16 protein-coding genes and 1 pseudogene are annotated in these 15,105 nt (G+C 42.3%); 11 read left to right on the top strand and 6 right to left on the bottom strand.

The genetic code is table 11. The features are described from left to right. Window positions 1–311: hypothetical protein (locus MMY81_RS21455; RefSeq protein ID WP_252314466.1), on the top strand; the 311-nt coding region annotated here is incomplete at its 5' end. A 454-nt stretch (window positions 312–765) separates the two neighbouring features. Here MMY81_RS21455 and MMY81_RS21450 read toward each other — a convergent pair. After that, window positions 766–1,572, bottom strand: coding sequence for an alpha/beta fold hydrolase (locus MMY81_RS21450; RefSeq protein WP_252314465.1), 807 nt, complete (start codon window positions 1,570–1,572; stop codon window positions 766–768). Between the two features lie 1,082 nt (window positions 1,573–2,654). On the opposite strand from MMY81_RS21450, the gene MMY81_RS21445 reads away from it, so the two are divergent. The 4 genes from MMY81_RS21445 to MMY81_RS21430 all read left to right on the top strand — a co-directional run bounded on the left by MMY81_RS21445 (window position 2,655) and on the right by MMY81_RS21430 (window position 5,525). Then, a complete protein-coding gene (locus MMY81_RS21445) occupies window positions 2,655–2,969 on the top strand; it encodes a hypothetical protein (RefSeq protein WP_252314464.1) in 315 nt (104 codons plus the stop codon). Between the two features lie 66 nt (window positions 2,970–3,035). Beyond that, window positions 3,036–3,809 (top strand): methyl-accepting chemotaxis protein, encoded by a 774-nt coding sequence (locus MMY81_RS21440; protein ID WP_252314463.1) that lies wholly within the window; start codon window positions 3,036–3,038, stop codon window positions 3,807–3,809. A gap of 49 nt (window positions 3,810–3,858) precedes the next feature. After that, window positions 3,859–4,194 (top strand): hypothetical protein, encoded by a 336-nt coding sequence (locus MMY81_RS21435; protein WP_252314462.1) that lies wholly within the window; start codon window positions 3,859–3,861, stop codon window positions 4,192–4,194. Window positions 4,195–4,964: 770 nt separating this feature from the next. Next, window positions 4,965–5,525: a maltose acetyltransferase domain-containing protein gene (locus tag MMY81_RS21430; protein ID WP_252314461.1), complete on the top strand. Its 561-nt coding sequence runs from the start codon at window positions 4,965–4,967 to the stop codon at window positions 5,523–5,525. Window positions 5,526–6,516: 991 nt separating this feature from the next. Here the strand turns inward: MMY81_RS21430 and MMY81_RS21425 are convergent. Beyond that, a pseudogene (locus MMY81_RS21425) lies at window positions 6,517–6,638 on the bottom strand (acetyltransferase); the annotation flags it as partial. Between the two features lie 613 nt (window positions 6,639–7,251). Here MMY81_RS21425 and MMY81_RS21420 point away from each other — a divergent pair. Together MMY81_RS21420 and MMY81_RS21415 are read left to right on the top strand one after the other, a co-directional pair. Then, a complete protein-coding gene (locus MMY81_RS21420; protein ID WP_252314460.1) occupies window positions 7,252–9,696 on the top strand; it encodes a bifunctional diguanylate cyclase/phosphodiesterase in 2,445 nt (814 codons plus the stop codon). 586 nt (window positions 9,697–10,282) lie between these two features. Continuing rightward, the gene (locus MMY81_RS21415) at window positions 10,283–10,558 is read left to right on the top strand and encodes a hypothetical protein (RefSeq protein ID WP_252314459.1); all 276 of its coding nucleotides are present in this window, start codon (window positions 10,283–10,285) and stop codon (window positions 10,556–10,558) included. 117 nt (window positions 10,559–10,675) lie between these two features. On the opposite strand, the gene MMY81_RS21410 is transcribed toward MMY81_RS21415, so the two are convergent. Continuing rightward, complete coding sequence (locus tag MMY81_RS21410; protein WP_252314458.1) at window positions 10,676–11,068, bottom strand: hypothetical protein; 393 nt, start codon at window positions 11,066–11,068, stop codon at window positions 10,676–10,678. Between the two features lie 23 nt (window positions 11,069–11,091). Between MMY81_RS21410 and MMY81_RS21405 the strand changes: the two genes are divergently transcribed. Then, window positions 11,092–11,370, top strand: coding sequence for a C40 family peptidase (locus MMY81_RS21405; protein ID WP_256497981.1), 279 nt, complete (start codon window positions 11,092–11,094; stop codon window positions 11,368–11,370). A gap of 342 nt (window positions 11,371–11,712) precedes the next feature. Here the strand turns inward: MMY81_RS21405 and MMY81_RS21400 are convergent, their stop codons facing one another. The 3 genes from MMY81_RS21400 to MMY81_RS21390 form a co-directional block, all read right to left on the bottom strand. Then, entirely contained in the window at window positions 11,713–12,045 is a 333-nt protein-coding gene (locus tag MMY81_RS21400; RefSeq protein WP_252314456.1) for a hypothetical protein, read from the bottom strand. 197 nt (window positions 12,046–12,242) lie between these two features. Further along, entirely contained in the window at window positions 12,243–12,464 is a 222-nt protein-coding gene (locus MMY81_RS21395; protein WP_252314455.1) for an AbrB/MazE/SpoVT family DNA-binding domain-containing protein, read from the bottom strand. 271 nt (window positions 12,465–12,735) lie between these two features. Next, on the bottom strand, window positions 12,736–13,434 hold the full coding sequence (locus MMY81_RS21390; RefSeq protein ID WP_252314454.1) for a Crp/Fnr family transcriptional regulator: 699 nt from the start codon (window positions 13,432–13,434) through the stop codon (window positions 12,736–12,738). Between the two features lie 57 nt (window positions 13,435–13,491). Here MMY81_RS21390 and MMY81_RS35625 point away from each other — a divergent pair, with 57 nt between their 5' ends. The 3 genes from MMY81_RS35625 to MMY81_RS21380 all read left to right on the top strand — a co-directional run bounded on the left by MMY81_RS35625 (window position 13,492) and on the right by MMY81_RS21380 (window position 15,067). Beyond that, a complete protein-coding gene (locus MMY81_RS35625; RefSeq protein WP_374562524.1) occupies window positions 13,492–13,782 on the top strand; it encodes a glutaredoxin family protein in 291 nt (96 codons plus the stop codon). Between the two features lie 78 nt (window positions 13,783–13,860). Beyond that, entirely contained in the window at window positions 13,861–14,301 is a 441-nt protein-coding gene (locus MMY81_RS21385) for an OsmC family protein (RefSeq protein WP_252314453.1), read from the top strand. Window positions 14,302–14,407: 106 nt separating this feature from the next. Next, entirely contained in the window at window positions 14,408–15,067 is a 660-nt protein-coding gene (locus tag MMY81_RS21380) for a haloacid dehalogenase type II (protein ID WP_252314452.1), read from the top strand. Window positions 15,068–15,105: the final 38 nt, after the last annotated feature.

Below are 15,105 nucleotides of genomic sequence, written 5' to 3'. Positions count from 1 at the left end.
TTTTTGCCCATGGGGTAACTTTTAAGAATCCAAGCGTGTTTGTTGCTTTTCTTCAAGGGCACGGGGGCAAAAAAGCGGAACAACACAAAGAAAAAAGGCATGATATAGCAATTATATCATGCCTTTACTGTTCATATATGTTTAGGCTACTCCATGCGTTAGAACAGCCTAAACTAAAAGGGGAGTACATAAGGAGTATAGTAAACGAGGTTTTCTATGTAAATAGATACAATCTAATGTATAAGCGTTTTTTAACAAAGTCAAAGTGTGGTGATAGACCTATTTTTCTTCTTGGCTGTCTTGAATTTTGACAAGAATGTGGATATTTATATAGAAAAAGCGATCTTTATGGGTGTTTTTGCGAAAGAAACAACTCGATTGTAATAGAAGCAGCTTTATTGTTGCTCCACACGAGGTAGTGTCCGAAAATTACGCTTATCGTTATAAATCCGCACTTTTCTGACGTTCTCCCCAGTATAAAACATCCCACTTGAAGGGAATAGAGCAGACTGTCTTAGTTGTCTTTCTTTTTCATCCGTTCTGCCCAAGGTTCGATAGGTAAAGACTCATTCTTTAATCGGTGTACTCGAGGGTCTTCCATAGGTTTGAGTCAATCGTTTATCGTCAAGCAAGGCCTAAAAAGCTACTCCTGAACCGCTTGTTCTTTAAATATGTCGCTCATAGCCAAAGCAAACACCCCAAAATGTAGATTTTACTCTAACGTTTGGGGTGCAGTGCCTTAGGAGAGCCTCTTGTTTGAATGAATTACGAAGATAAAAAAGCTAAAAGTTCTTTATTAAAGGTCTCTGGCTCATCGTAAATCGTGCTGTGGCCACTTTCCTGAAACGTGACAATAAAAGAGTTTTCCACTGTTTTATTCATATGCTCCGCAAATACAAACGGTGTTAATTGATCTTTCGTCCCATGGAAAATGGCAGTCGGCACGGTAATGCTTTTCAAGTCCGGGCGTAGATCGGCATCACGAAGCGATTCAGCGACACCGACCATTCCAAGAGAGGAGGAGGCCATTCCCATATCCTGAAAATGGGCGCGCAGGGCATCGCTCGTGTTTTCCCCTAGAAACATCTGGCCTACTTGTTGAACGGTGGCAGCCCGGTCTTGAAGGGCGCCTTGAATAAGTCCATCTACATTTTCTGTCGGCAGACCGTCTGCAAAGTTCTCCGATTGGGTCATCTTGGGAGCGGCGGCACTGGCGAGGACAAGCTTAGATACTCCATGCCCTTGATGGCGTCCCATATAACGGGAAGCCACGCCGCCTCCCATGGAAAAACCGACCAAAACAGCCTTTTTCAGCGAGAGTTTATCAAAAACCACACGGATGTCGTCGGCTAGCTGATCATAGCTGTAACCGCTACTGATCGTATCAGATCGCCCGAACCCACGCATATCAATACCGATAAACCGATAGCCCTGATCGGGAAGAACGTTCATTTGCTGTTCAAACATTTCGTGATGGACCGGCCAGCCGTGTATAAACACTACGGGAGGGCCGCTTCCTATATCTTCGACAAATAAATGCACCTTCGGTTCTACTTCAATGTAATGACTCACACGTACCACTCCTTTTAGTAAATGGGGTTCAGTGAATACCTTTCATATTTAACTAATGTTTAATTAGTTGCATACTATGTATGCATTCCTTTTTCTACCGGTTTTTAACCCTGTACGTGGTTTCGACCGATTTTAACATTCAAAAAGACAAAAGATTAGGGACAGACATGTCCATATATGATCTTAAACCTAAGCGTAGGAAGTACATTCCCTGTTCATTTGACGGGATATCGTAGCGCCAGCGATATTGGAACGACTGATGAAAAAATATAAAAGGAAGAATATCGAAATGAGCTTTTCTAGAAAAAGGTTTCAGACTGGCTCCGGTTTCATTCAACCATCAAACGGAAAAACGATAGAGAAATCAAAAAGGAGTTGACCTGTTATAATGTACAAATACCGAATTTTCATCATCGATGCTAATGGAGAAGAAAGTTCTAACAAACTAAACAGAGAAGATCCTAATAGAAAACAGAGAAATCAATTTTCCACCTTTCAAGAAGCCATTGAACGGTATAAGCATTATAAAAAAATATATCCAGCCTATTCCATTAAAATAATGAATATATAAATTTTCTTTATTTTTTCTAGAAATAGCAAAAAAAAGCCATAATGAAATAATTTTTATCAATAATTACCAATATTCATCGATAAATGCCCTCTCGACCGACGTATAAATAAAGAGGTTGAAAGGAAGAGGGAGAGAGTAAAGATGAATAATGAAAACAGAACCATGTTGTCTGTCAATGGAGCGGCCTTACTGATAATGGGAGTGGTTTTCCTTCTACATCAGCAGTTTCATTTTTCTGCATTGCTTCATAACCGACAACATGAAATGAGTACCCTTACTGGCGTTTCCTTATGGGCCACGATTTTTTAATCAGTTCTTCAGTCCTGTTCTATATCCTGGGTATCCTAAGCGCTCGTAAGAAAAAAATCAGAAGACGGCCCTATGAATCACATTATCTATTACGATGGCTTCCATGGGAACGATTGCTGCGAGAGATGGCATGGTTGAATATCATTTTGGTATCTTTATGTCACTAGCTGTGGTGGCATATTATTGAAGGATTCATTTACTATTGTTGGTAGCCGGTTTGTACGCGGTTCATCATGTAGCTGGTTTTTACTTTTTTACAGAAGCCGTTTATGGGGGCGCTGTTTATAATTTATTAATGGTGGGGGTCCACGCTACTTTCGTGATGATCGCGGTTGTTGCCCTCATTTTCCAAATCGTGATGGCGTCAAAAGCAGAAAAAAATCAACAAGTGGTGCAGGAAAAACAGGAACAAATCATTCAACAATTAATTCAAAATATTAAAAAAACGTCACACCAATTAAAAGAAGCATCCGTCGAATTATCTACCAATATAAGTGAAACGGAAAAAGCTTCCTAGCAAATTGGAGCCTCGATAGCGAATGTATCGCAGGGAAGCGAAGGCCAAGAACATCAAACCATAACGATGCACCAGGCGTTAGAACAAATATTAGATCGTGTTAAAAAAGTAAATCAACAGAATGACACGATTCAAGAGACATCAGCGGAATGGTCTCGTCAGTCTCAAAAAGGTATTCAGTCCTTAGCCCATAATCAGACGAATATGACCCGTGTGGATCAATCCTTAGCTGATGTATCGGCAGTAATGCATTCCCTAGAAGGAAAAACATATCAGATTGGTGAATCAGTGGAATCGATTACAATCATTGCTAATGAAACAAATTTGTTGTCTCTTAACGCCTCTATTGAAGCCGCTCGTGCCAGGGAACATGGAAAAGGTTTTGCCGTGGTCGCGCAGGAGGTACGAAAATTATCTGATCTATCCAATGCAGCAGCGAAGTCTATTCATGCCATGGTAGCGGACATTCAAGGATTTACCCGCCAGGCCTCCGAAACGTGGAAAGAAGGAGCGGAGGTAATTACAAACGGGCAGCACATGACTAAAGAGATCGAAGCCGTTTTGATGCAAATTACGAACGGAGCCGCCCAGGTAGAGACGCAATTGATCGATTCGGTAGCGGAAACCAATGAATTGCTTGGGAAGACGGATCAATTAGTCGCTGCATCTAAAGACATTCAAGCTGTCACTCATATGACGTCCAATGAAGCAAGGGCAGTAGCTGCAGCATCGACTCAACAAACGTCTAATATGAAGAACCTAACTCAAGTTATTCAAGCTATTGATCAGATGGCCGGAGAACTAAGTCAGAACGTTGATGAACTAAAAAGATCATCATAGATCATACATCCCGCAGGGAAAAGGCATTATTGGAAGAAAGGATGTTTACATGCATGATCAGTATCAATTAGAACAACAAATAGAACAACAAACAAACCCTCTGTTAATGCAGGCTAAATCAACCACCTCAAGTCGAATGTCTGTTTATGAAAATATTCATGCCCTGGCGCTGAATGCCCGCGATCGTTTACTGGCATTATGTCTTTATACGCACGAACAGCTTGTTAATAGTACGTCCCAGCAGACCAGGGATCATGAAGGCATTCTGTTAACCGTTATGGGTTTAATTATGCATTCTTCAGCCACTGAAAATGACGCTGTATTTCAGCAAAGTACCATGTTCCTACAACCATTAATGAAACAATTATTAGTAGATATTCCTTAAAAAACCTCTGATTCTGTGCAGAATCAGAGGAAAAATAAGGAATAAAATGGCATGATGGAAAGAATTTTTGAACGTGTTAAGTCGTGCTGAAATAGAGCAAATGACGCATGCATTAATTAACGAGGCTAGGCAATTTCATAAGGAGGATCGAATCGCTGTATATTATCATTTCAAGAACAAGGCGGCTAATTATAAAGTAGACCTATTGGCGCTTTCACTTTACTTGCATGAGGAATTAAGCACATCTTCTCTAAATACTAAATCGTATGAATGGTTATTCTTAACTGCGATTAGCTTAGGTTGGCATCCCAAAGAAGAGGAAAATGTTGATATGTACAAAAAAATCCGGACTATACTCATCCCATCGCCAAACAGTTATTGCAGTCTTTATAATGAATAACGTATTGATATTTGAAGAGCAGATATCTCGAATTTTTTCTTATTGATGAAATAACGTGAAGAACTCTGCTCTATACTTGGTTCCTTCACGTTAATTAGTTGTTTTTATTAATTTCGACCAAGTGCTGCCTTATTGAGGTTTAAGTAATTAGACCAAAAAAACTCCCAACCAATATATAAAGGTTAGGAGATAAAAGAGGACGAAACTTCACATTAAAAGAAACAATACTTTGATGCAAGGGTTGTAATACTGTTCCTTTTGTACATATATTTAAACATATCCTTTGTGCTTTTAAGTTTTCAAATGATTTAACTTAGTGTATCTCCATGTCTTTTGAAAAGTGTGGAAAACAAAGTAGGAGTGATAGAAAATGAAAACGGAAAAAGAAAAAATGATCGCAGGGGAAATGTACAATCCTGCTGATCTAGAATTAGTCGAAAACCGAAATGAAGCAAGACGTAAGGGGAGAGTCTATAATCAAACATTGGAAACCGAACAACAAAAGCGGACAGCTTTATTAAAAGAGTTCCTAGGAGCCACCGGAGAAAATATCTACATAGAGCCCACTTTTCGGGTGGATTACGGCTACAATGTAATCGTAGGCGAGAATTTTTACGCAAATTTTGATTGTACGATTTTGGATAGTTGTGAGGTGCGATTTGGCGATAATTGTATGCTTGCTCCCGGTGTGCAGATATATACAGCAACTCATCCGCTTCATCCAACGCAACGAAATTCTGGTACAGAATTTGCAAAGCCAATTACGTTCGGAAATAATGTATGGATTGGTGGAAGTGCCGTTATAAATCCTGGAGTAACAGTAGGAGACAATGTGGTAATTGCATCAGCAGCGGTCGTCACAAAAGATGTTCCGAATAACGTTGTTGTTGGTGGAAATCCAGCTCGAATCATAAAGAAGATCGAGGTATAATGTAGCTTTTTATCGTCCTTACGCTGGATCTCGTGCTTTCAAGATACTCATTCAGCAGCTGATTGATAATACTAAAAAGTATCTTATCAATGAAAGCGTGAAAAGCCGTCAGCTGTTATATTCAAGGTGAGAAGGACGCTTATTAAAAACGTGCGTTATATCTTATAATTTGAAACAAAGGCTCTTTCCTACCAGTGATTGATAGAACCGAATACTTACGTACCTTGGCTGTATCTATCTGCTGCTTACTTTTTTGATTGGGTAAGAATATACGTTAGCACGTACAAAAAAGGGTGAAAGGTAGAGATCGATGTCTAATAGAACATAATATACTTTTCCGTGTCGTCTATCCTTCAGACGAAAGACGTTTGAAGGGAGGTGTTGAATGGTACTTTTTTCCTCTGTCTGCAATATTAGCTCCTATAATTGTCATCATTACAAGACTTTTATTCACTTATTGACTGTATAAGCGAGTAAGAAGTCATCATAGATGAGACACAGTAACCAAATAACCCCCCCCAAGTGGGGATGTTTTTCTCTGACAATAACTTCTGCCGGTCTTACAAGATGGAAGTCAGGAATATTTAACTATAGATAAGGCGCTGTTCTTCTGATACTCTAAGCCTATCCCTTAAAGTATAGATAGACGAAGATCCCATGAATAGTATATTAACGCCACTAAAACAAGACCTGGCTCCTCTCTTGAGAGAAAAGCCGGGTTTTGTTTTGGTGGTTTCTTTAATGCCGTTTCCATAAAAAAGTGAAAGGATCTTCTTCTCTTTTTTAGCACGAAAGCGAATGTTTTCTATGGTAAGTAAATGCAGAACCATGATTTCCTCTATATAAAAAACTCCAAAAAAAGCAATTTTCTAGATGGGACTAAGAAAAACTTTGCTTATTGGGCATTTTTTGCTAGTTATCTACATAGTCTTCTCTTTTTCTTACCCTCTGTTTTGCCCATATAGCGTGTTATCCGCTACATATGGGCAGATTATATGTATTTGATTACTTTGGCAGGTTTTCCTCCTAGACAACGTTGGCTGGCACATCTTTTATGACAACAGCTCCAGAAGAAATAACCGCATTGTTTCCCACCGTAACATCTGGATTAATGATGCATCTTCCTGCGAGCCACACGTTGTCCCCAATGGTTATAGGTTTAGTATATTCGATTTCTGTCCCTTCTGTAGGACCTTTACCGAAAGTATACTGTGGCCAGGCGGCTAGGCTAAACGGTGATAGTCTCCCTTCTTGTACCACCTTACCTATATTTTGATCTGAGACTTGTTTTTAATGCTAAATGTCTTCATGAGTTCTCAATAAGGGAAGTGATCCTCCATTCTTAAGCGGATCACTTTCCGTTTTACTTTTTCCGGATAAAACCGATTGGTTATCATCAAAAAAACACCTCCAGAACACCTCCAGATTAGATAGTGCACCCCGAAAGTTAGAGTGAAATTTAACGATTGGGGTGTTTTTTTCTGTCTCATATTATAGGTCCAGTCTAAAATAGAAGTTGTTTTTCTTCTGCGTCTGCTCTCCGTACAGGTATGATTTTCCATAGCGACTTATTTTCTATAAAAATAGAGGTATCTATCTGCTTCTTGTTTTCATTCCTGCTTTACGTTGAATCGCCTCTTGCCGATATAACAGGTATACATTCCTTAGACAAAGGATAAACGTCTTTCGATGCATCGGTAAAGAGAAAGAGAAACGGAGGCAATACATGAACAATATGGAAGGCACCTATCAAGGAGGTATGGTGGTTGTATCGGTTTTGATTGCGGCATTAGCCGCTTATGCTGCATTGGATTTAACCGCCCGCATGCGGCATTCACACGGCCGACGTCGGCTGTTATGGCTCTACAGCGGCGCGTTGGTGATGGCGATTGGCATCTGGTCCATGCATGTGGTGGGAATGGTAGCGTTTCGGATGGACATGGTGATGCGGTATGATCCCTGGCTGATGGCTCTTTCTTTTGGTGCCGCGGCTCTTGGCGCCTGGATTGCCTTTTGGACAATCAGCCGATCGGCCACGCTGCCCTGGCGCCGGCTGCTGCTTGCCGGTCTTTGTATGGGAGTTGCGATTGCCGCGATGCATTATATTGGGATGGCTGCGATGGAAGGGGTCGCTATTTCCTATCGACTGGGGCGCTATGTACTGTCCGTTCTTGTCGCTATCGGTGCCTCGTTAGCCGCGCTCATGGGCTTTCATGAACTGGCCAAGCGGCCCTCTTCCCGGGCCCTGTATGCGTGGAAAGGAGGGAGCGCTCTGTTGATGGGATTCGCCATCAGCGGCATGCATTATATCGGCATGAGCGCGGCTCGTTTTTCTATGCCAGAAAATGCCGCTCCCATCCCCGCCTACGCGATCGATAGCACCACGATGGCCATTCTCGTCGGGATCTTTGCGTTTCTCATTCAACTCTTTTTTGTCGGGGGCGCTCTGATTGATCGACGCCTGGTGTCTCAGTCGGACCAGCTCACCGACAATGAACAGCGCTATCAGTCCCTGGTTACGCACAGCGTCGATGCCATTTTTACGCTGGATCTGAAAGGAAGGTTTCGAACCATGAACCCACCCGGGGTGGCTTTGACCGGTATTTCGGCTGCAGATTGGCCCACCCTGGATGGGAAAGCCCTTTTCACGGACGACTCACTCGAACCAGCGGTTCAGCATTTTCAACGCGTTCTCGCTAACCAGCAGGCCGTCTATTTCAATACGGTGATAACCCCCAACGGAGCGCCGCTTCCGTTGAATGTCACGCTGATTCCAATGTATCTGCATGGCATGCTGGAAGGGGTGCATGGCATCGCCCGCGACATTTCTACCCAGGTCCAAGCAGAACAGGCGATGCATCGCATCGCCTACACGGATGCCCTGACGGGCCTCCCGAATCGGCGGGCGTTCGTCGAGCAGTTGGAACAAACGTTGGCCACGCCAACGGGCCAAGCCGTGCTGTTCTTTTTAGACCTTAATCGATTTAAAATCATTAACGATTCGCTTGGTCATACGGTCGGAGATCAACTACTTTGTGCGGCCGCCGAACGCTTACAAACCTGTGTGCCAAAGGAAGGACTGCTGGCGCGGCTCGGAGGCGACGAGTTTACGGTTCTCCTTCCCACGATTTGCGATAACGATGGGCCCACCGAGCTGGCCCGGCACCTTCTCGAAGCCTTAGAACGTCCTTTTCTAGTTGGCGAATATGAACTATCCACGTCAGGAAGTATCGGCATTGCGGTAGCGCCGGAAGACGGCGGCGATGCCGTGACGCTCATGAAGCACGCCGACATGGCGATGTATGCTTCTAAAAAGAGAAATCAAAATACGTATTCCTACTACCACGCTACCTTGGCCCTCAAGTCGGAGACGGTCCTCCAACAAGAGCAGGAGCTCCAACGCGGCATCGACCGAAACGAATTTTACCTGGAGTATCAGCCACAAATTAGCTGTATCACCCGTCGCCTTGTGGGCGTGGAAGCACTGGTTCGCTGGAAAACCGAGGACGGCACCATTCGTTCCCCTGGGGATTTTATTCCGTTGGCCGAAGAAACCGGATTAATTCTTCCCCTAGGGGCATCCATTCTAGACATGGCGTGTCGCCAAGCGAAAGAATGGGTCACAAACAAAACCCCCCTATCGGTTTCGGTGAATGTGTCAGCCAAACAGTTTCAATCCGAGGAACTGGTGGCTTCTATCGCTTCCCTTCTGGAAAAATATCAGCTGGCGCCAGAATGGCTTGAACTGGAAGTTACCGAAAGCATGACGATGGACCAATTGGATCGTTCGATTCGAATTCTGCACGCCCTGCGGGAGCTGGGGGTATCGCTCGCGATCGATGACTTTGGGATGGGGCACAGTTCCCTGTCCTACCTCAAAGACTTTCCGATTCAACGACTAAAAATTGACCGTTCGTTTGTGCAGGGGGCGCAGGACCATCCTAAAACCAAGCAAATTACCAATGCGATCATTGCGATGGGGCGTCATTTGCATATCGATATCACTGCGGAAGGGGCGGAGACTGCCGAGCAAGTGGCGTACTTGGAAGAGCAGCACTGTTCGGATATCCAGGGGTTTTATTTCAGCCGACCGTTGTCCGCAACGGCCCTCGAAACCAAGTACTTGATGAAGCAGGCCTCCTTTAGTGACGTAGAAAACAATGGCGCATAAAACTCGCCGTTGATTCTGGCTTTTGTACTGTAAAAAGGCTTTTGTTGATTGCTTTTGGCGGTTCAAACGGTAAACCAGCGATAAACCATCGTAGTTATAACTCTAGAGAGGGCGCTTCCTGACCGTAGTCTTTCACCGAACAACAGTATTTTAGGATGAATAAAGCGAAACCTATCGAACCAGTAGGATGTCCTTTTCTTGTCTAGATCTATCAAGAAAAACAACTGTTTTTAGGTGGAGCACTACCCTGATATGAAGAACAAAATGATCCTGACTATCAATAACGGAGTATTGTTTTTTATCATAATCCGTTACAAAAGTACGGATCCTTCACAGAGAAAGACGGTACTTTATAAAAAAAGAAAAAGATACTCCACCTGACATAACGACATAATACAATCAATGGCATACGGATAGCTATCGAATTTTCTTTAGCGAACTTAGCTTATGCAGGGAGGGGAATCTATATAAGGGACAGAGAAATGTTGTAGCTGTTACTATTGGAAATTTGAAGAATGGATGGGGTAAAGATAAGATAGTGGGAGAAGGTAATAGTAAAACATTCCATCTTGCGAGGTGAAAAAAGATGAAAGAGAATTGGGAAGGCGTCTTAGTCAAACTAGTGTATATTCAAAATGGGAAAGATGAGCTTCCATTTGTCTTCTTTTTTGATACCGTCCCTAAGCTGAAACAAGAATTAGAGGTATCAACATTTGAGGGTTTTCAAGTAGGGGATCCGTTAGATTTAGGAAAGCACCAACTAGTGGTATTTGATACAATGATCGATTATATGGAGAATGAATATGACGAACCGACGTCAGAAATTGAATCGGTTACATATTATGTGAAAGCAAGAAAATAAGCAGCAGTCATTAAAAAAGAAGCCAAGAGCCTTTTTCTATTCTTCAGCGTTGGGATAGAAATCTTTTCTTAGGAATCGGTTTTTTTAACTAAAGACTCAGTGAACGTTTCTAAATATTCAAAAAAGATCCAATCGTTCTTGTTGGGAGAAGCCAAAAAATTGTACGACTTCTTTATTTTGAATAATCATCACATTGATTCGTTCGTTTTCCATATCGAGATGGACATTGACTTCAGCCAGAGGTCGAAACTGGCTCCATAAGGGATCCACATTTGCTGTCCACTCCTTCATTTCATCCTTAGCAGCTTCTAACGATGCATGACCGGCTAGTAGATTTTCCACGTCTGTTTTTAACTGTTTGATGTGGTTTTTGTTTCGGTGAAGTGTGGTTAATTCTAGGGTGGCTGCCTGGCCTTTCGCTACTATTGTATAGGGATTAATAAAAACAGCGGGAGCCAAGTAGACATGAACTAAACTGGTAAACACCTTTAAAAATGAATCTTCGATCATGAGGCATTGCTCCTTTTCAACACATGGGCTCTCCGTATGTTTGGGGCGGCACGTCGCCAAGTGGATTTGACTGCAGCGGTTTCTTGCAGTACGTCCATCAACAAGTAGAAAAAGATCTTCCTCGTACGGTAGCAGCGGTGCATCGTGCAAGCACGAGTGTATCGAACCCAAGCGTAGGGGACTTGGTGTTCTTTGATACAAGAGGTGGCCCCTCTCATGCGGGGGGGCTCCACTGGGTAACGATTTCCAGCATGGACAGTAGTTATGGGGCCCCGCGTTACATCGGCGCCGGACGTGTTTAATAGCTGTAAGATCGAACAGACCTTTCTTCATTTGAAGAAAGGTCTGTTTTTTCGGAATTCTATTTGGTGCAAGAGTTTTAGGCTATTTGTATTTCTTTTCTCAGCAAGATCATCATTCGTTGTACCAGTGAATAAAAAGAAAATTTTTGGAAAGAATGCTCCATGTAACGGGCGATAATATTTTTCCATTTTCGATGTGTCTTTTGAGATACTAGTTCCAATAATTTTCATTCACTCGTTTTTATAAAAAGAGTGATTAAATGATTTCATAGATGTTTTTGTCGCCTTATTTCCTCAACATTTGTAAAAAGTCTGTCCTTCTTTTTAAGCTAGCTAAAGAAATTACAGTTTAGGAGGCAAAGCAAGATCTTTTAGTATAGACAAGCTTGTAGGGAATATCCGGCGTACATTTTTAGTATAAGTAGCAGTCGATGTGTTTTCATCCAGCGATAAAGCCAGCTCTAGTAAAGATTGATAGACAGCAAGATATCGTTTCACATGAGAGTGTTTTGGTTGCTGGAGCAATTGACGGTATGTAAAAAATAAATGGCTTAACAAAGCTTCTTTTGGATGAGAGGCGTGGACTTCTAAATGATACAAAATAGCGACCAAGTCATTTTGATGGGTTTTTTCTGCTTTTTCAACGAGCGTTTGTATTCTTGGTTCTACATTCATTATCGTTCCCCCTCTCTATAGACATAGACTATCTTAAATGGACATAGGAGTGTACAGGATAAACTCACTACATGCATGAGTAAGATTATATGAACGGCACACACCTTTTCCATTTCTTTATGGATTCCAACAGGGTCATTTTTGCTGCTGAAGATAAGCTTCCAACTGTTCATATAGTTTCAAAGCACCTTTCGGACTTACAACAATATTTTTTTGGTTAAAAAGAAATTTTCGTCACTGACTTTCCCGGTTAATGCGCAAGGATAGTCAGGCTGGTATTTTTGAAGAATAATCTTTTCATCTTCCGTGAATATTTCCACACGATCTTTTACCTGAAGATGGAGCATTCGGCGGAACTCCGCGGGAAGTATAAGCCTTCCTAATTTATCTACTTTTCGGATAATAGCAGTTGTTTTCATATAGATACTCCTCTATATGTTAGATGACGGATAAAAGGCGATTTTATCTCCTTACATATTTTACGAATACGTGTTGGATTCATCATCTAACGAATTTTTTGTTTTTTAGCTTCCTAGAGATTGGTTGTTCTTCGAGTGAGTTTTTCCTTATGTGATATCAAAGGCATTAATAAGGCAAGCATTTAACCAGATCCAACATCCAGAACCCAAAACGGTATAGTGGCGTTTTGGGAGATCATTCTTTCCCAACGCATAATAAGATAATAAACAATCAATTCCCAAGAGACTCTAACTCTGCTAATGCGCGTTCCCGGTGGATATATAAGACCGACTTTTCTTTGAGAAGCAATTGTTCTTTCACTAATTTACTGAAAATCATACTGACGGTTTCTCTTGTCGAACCAATCATATGGGCAATATCAGCATGCGTCACTTTCATATCAATGGACTGCCACTGTTCCTGCTCGGTGGTTCCCGTTTTTTCGCTGAGTCGAAGCAACAGATAGACCAAACGGTATCGGACATCGTGCAGCGCAATCTTTTCTGTTAAGCTGTAATTTTCCGTTAGCCTGTTTGATAACATTCGGATGAATTTTAAAGCGATTTTAGGGTTTTGTTCCATAAAATACTCAAATTCCTGTTTGCGCATCGTACAGATTTTACTGTCTGTCATGGTTTCGACGTACATATTGCCCGCACCGGCTGTCAGGCTGAATGAGGAGGTTTCTCCAAACATGTTGCCTTTGACAAGCACATCCACGGTTAATTCTTTTCCTTCTTCGCTAAGCTGGTACAATCGAACCTGTCCTTCTTTCAAGAAAAACAAGGAGGATATCTGTTGATAAGGAGATAAAAGAATGGTTCCTTTAGGCACTGGAGCCATGGTGCTCATACGATCAATAATTTGAAGATCTTCTAATGGCAATTCATTAAATAAATTAATTTCGGATAACAAGGTTAATTTGTCCATGAAAAGCTCCTTTTTGTTCTTATTTATCTATTATCATTAATTTACCATAAACTCGTTATGAAAGATGTGGGGCAGCTTACATTTTTCTTCCTCCTGTATTGGTATAGTCGCAGTATAGGAAGGAGAGATAGAATGATTCTCTATACCACACCCGGGTGCCCGAAATGCCAAGACGTACGCCTTTATTTACAGAACCAATCGATGCAATATACAGAAGTGAATTTGTTACAGGATTCCAAGGCATCTCAACAAATGGAGCAAGAGTTAGGAGAAGTATACGCACCGGTTTTATGGAAGAATGAGCAATTTATAGACGGAGAGACGTACCTCTATTCTATTAATTCGTAAGATGTAATCTATCTTACATCGTACAAAACCAAATCAAATTATACTACTCGTAGAATCATAAAAAAGGAGAGCGATAACATGAGCCAGAACATGACATTTGAAGTAACAGGAGAAGCTACAAAAATGACAACCGAACTACAAGCAAAAAATCACACGTTGGTCATCGACGAACCAGCCAATATGGGAGGAGATGACAAAGGAGCGGATCCTTTATCGACGTTACTTGCTTCTCTAGCAGGTTGTGAAAATGTTATTGCAAATATGGTCGCCAAAGATATCGACTTTAACTTGGAAGGTATTGATTTTCAGGTGTCTGGAGAGCTCGATCCCCGTGGATTGATGGGGCAGGCGGACGTAGACCCTTATTTTCAGCAAGTAACCATTAAAGCAACGGTAAAAACAGATGAAAGTGACGAACGCATTCAAGAACTGAAAGAGAAAACCGATGCACGCTGTCCAGTATTTACGACGTTTCAAGCGGCAGGTATTCCAATTGACGCGGAATGGACAAAAGCATAAGAAACAGAAAGCCCTCTCTTTTCATAAATAGAGGGCTTTCTTTTTATCGCTGCGTGTATGAAAATCATTCTATTCTAAGAAAATCAGACCCAAAAGGAGAGGGACAATGAGCGAAACATTTGTATTTGACGTATACGGTACGCTTTTTGATGTCACATCAATTGGAAAAGCCTGTGACACACATTTTTCGGGAAAAGGAGAGGCGATCAGCGCCACGTGGCGACAGAAGCAGATTCAATATACCTTCCTACGCCAGGCGATGGGAAAATACGTCCCATTTTCCGAGGTAACAAGGGACGCCCTGCGTTTTGCGGCAGATGAGCAGGACTGCACGCTCGATCAGAAAACAGAAGACGAGCTGTTGGAAGCCTATCAGTCGCTCACATTATTTTCGGAGAGCCGGGACGTGCTGAAGCGGCTCAAAGAAAAGGGCCATACGTTAATAGTCTTCAGCAACGGGGATCCGGTAATGCTGGACCCACTGTTAAAAGGGGCACAGATTGATACGTACCTGGATCATGTGTTGAGTATCGACACGGTGAAGCAGTACAAGCCGACGCCGGCGGCGTACAATCTGATTCTGGACACGATTGACGTGCCAAGACAGGAAATCACGTTTTTATCCAGCAATGGCTGGGATATCAGCGGCGCGAAAGCCTTTGGTTTCAACACCGCCTGGATTAACCGCAGCGGACAGCCGGTGGAAGGCCTTCACCAGCCGCCCCATCATGAATACGATACGCTGACTCCGTTAGCGGCGTGGTAATACTATCAGCCCCCTGAAAAGATCAGGGGGCTGATAGT

The organism is Sinobaca sp. H24, from assembly GCF_023845525.1.
This window is presented reverse-complemented; position numbering and strand designations above follow the sequence as displayed.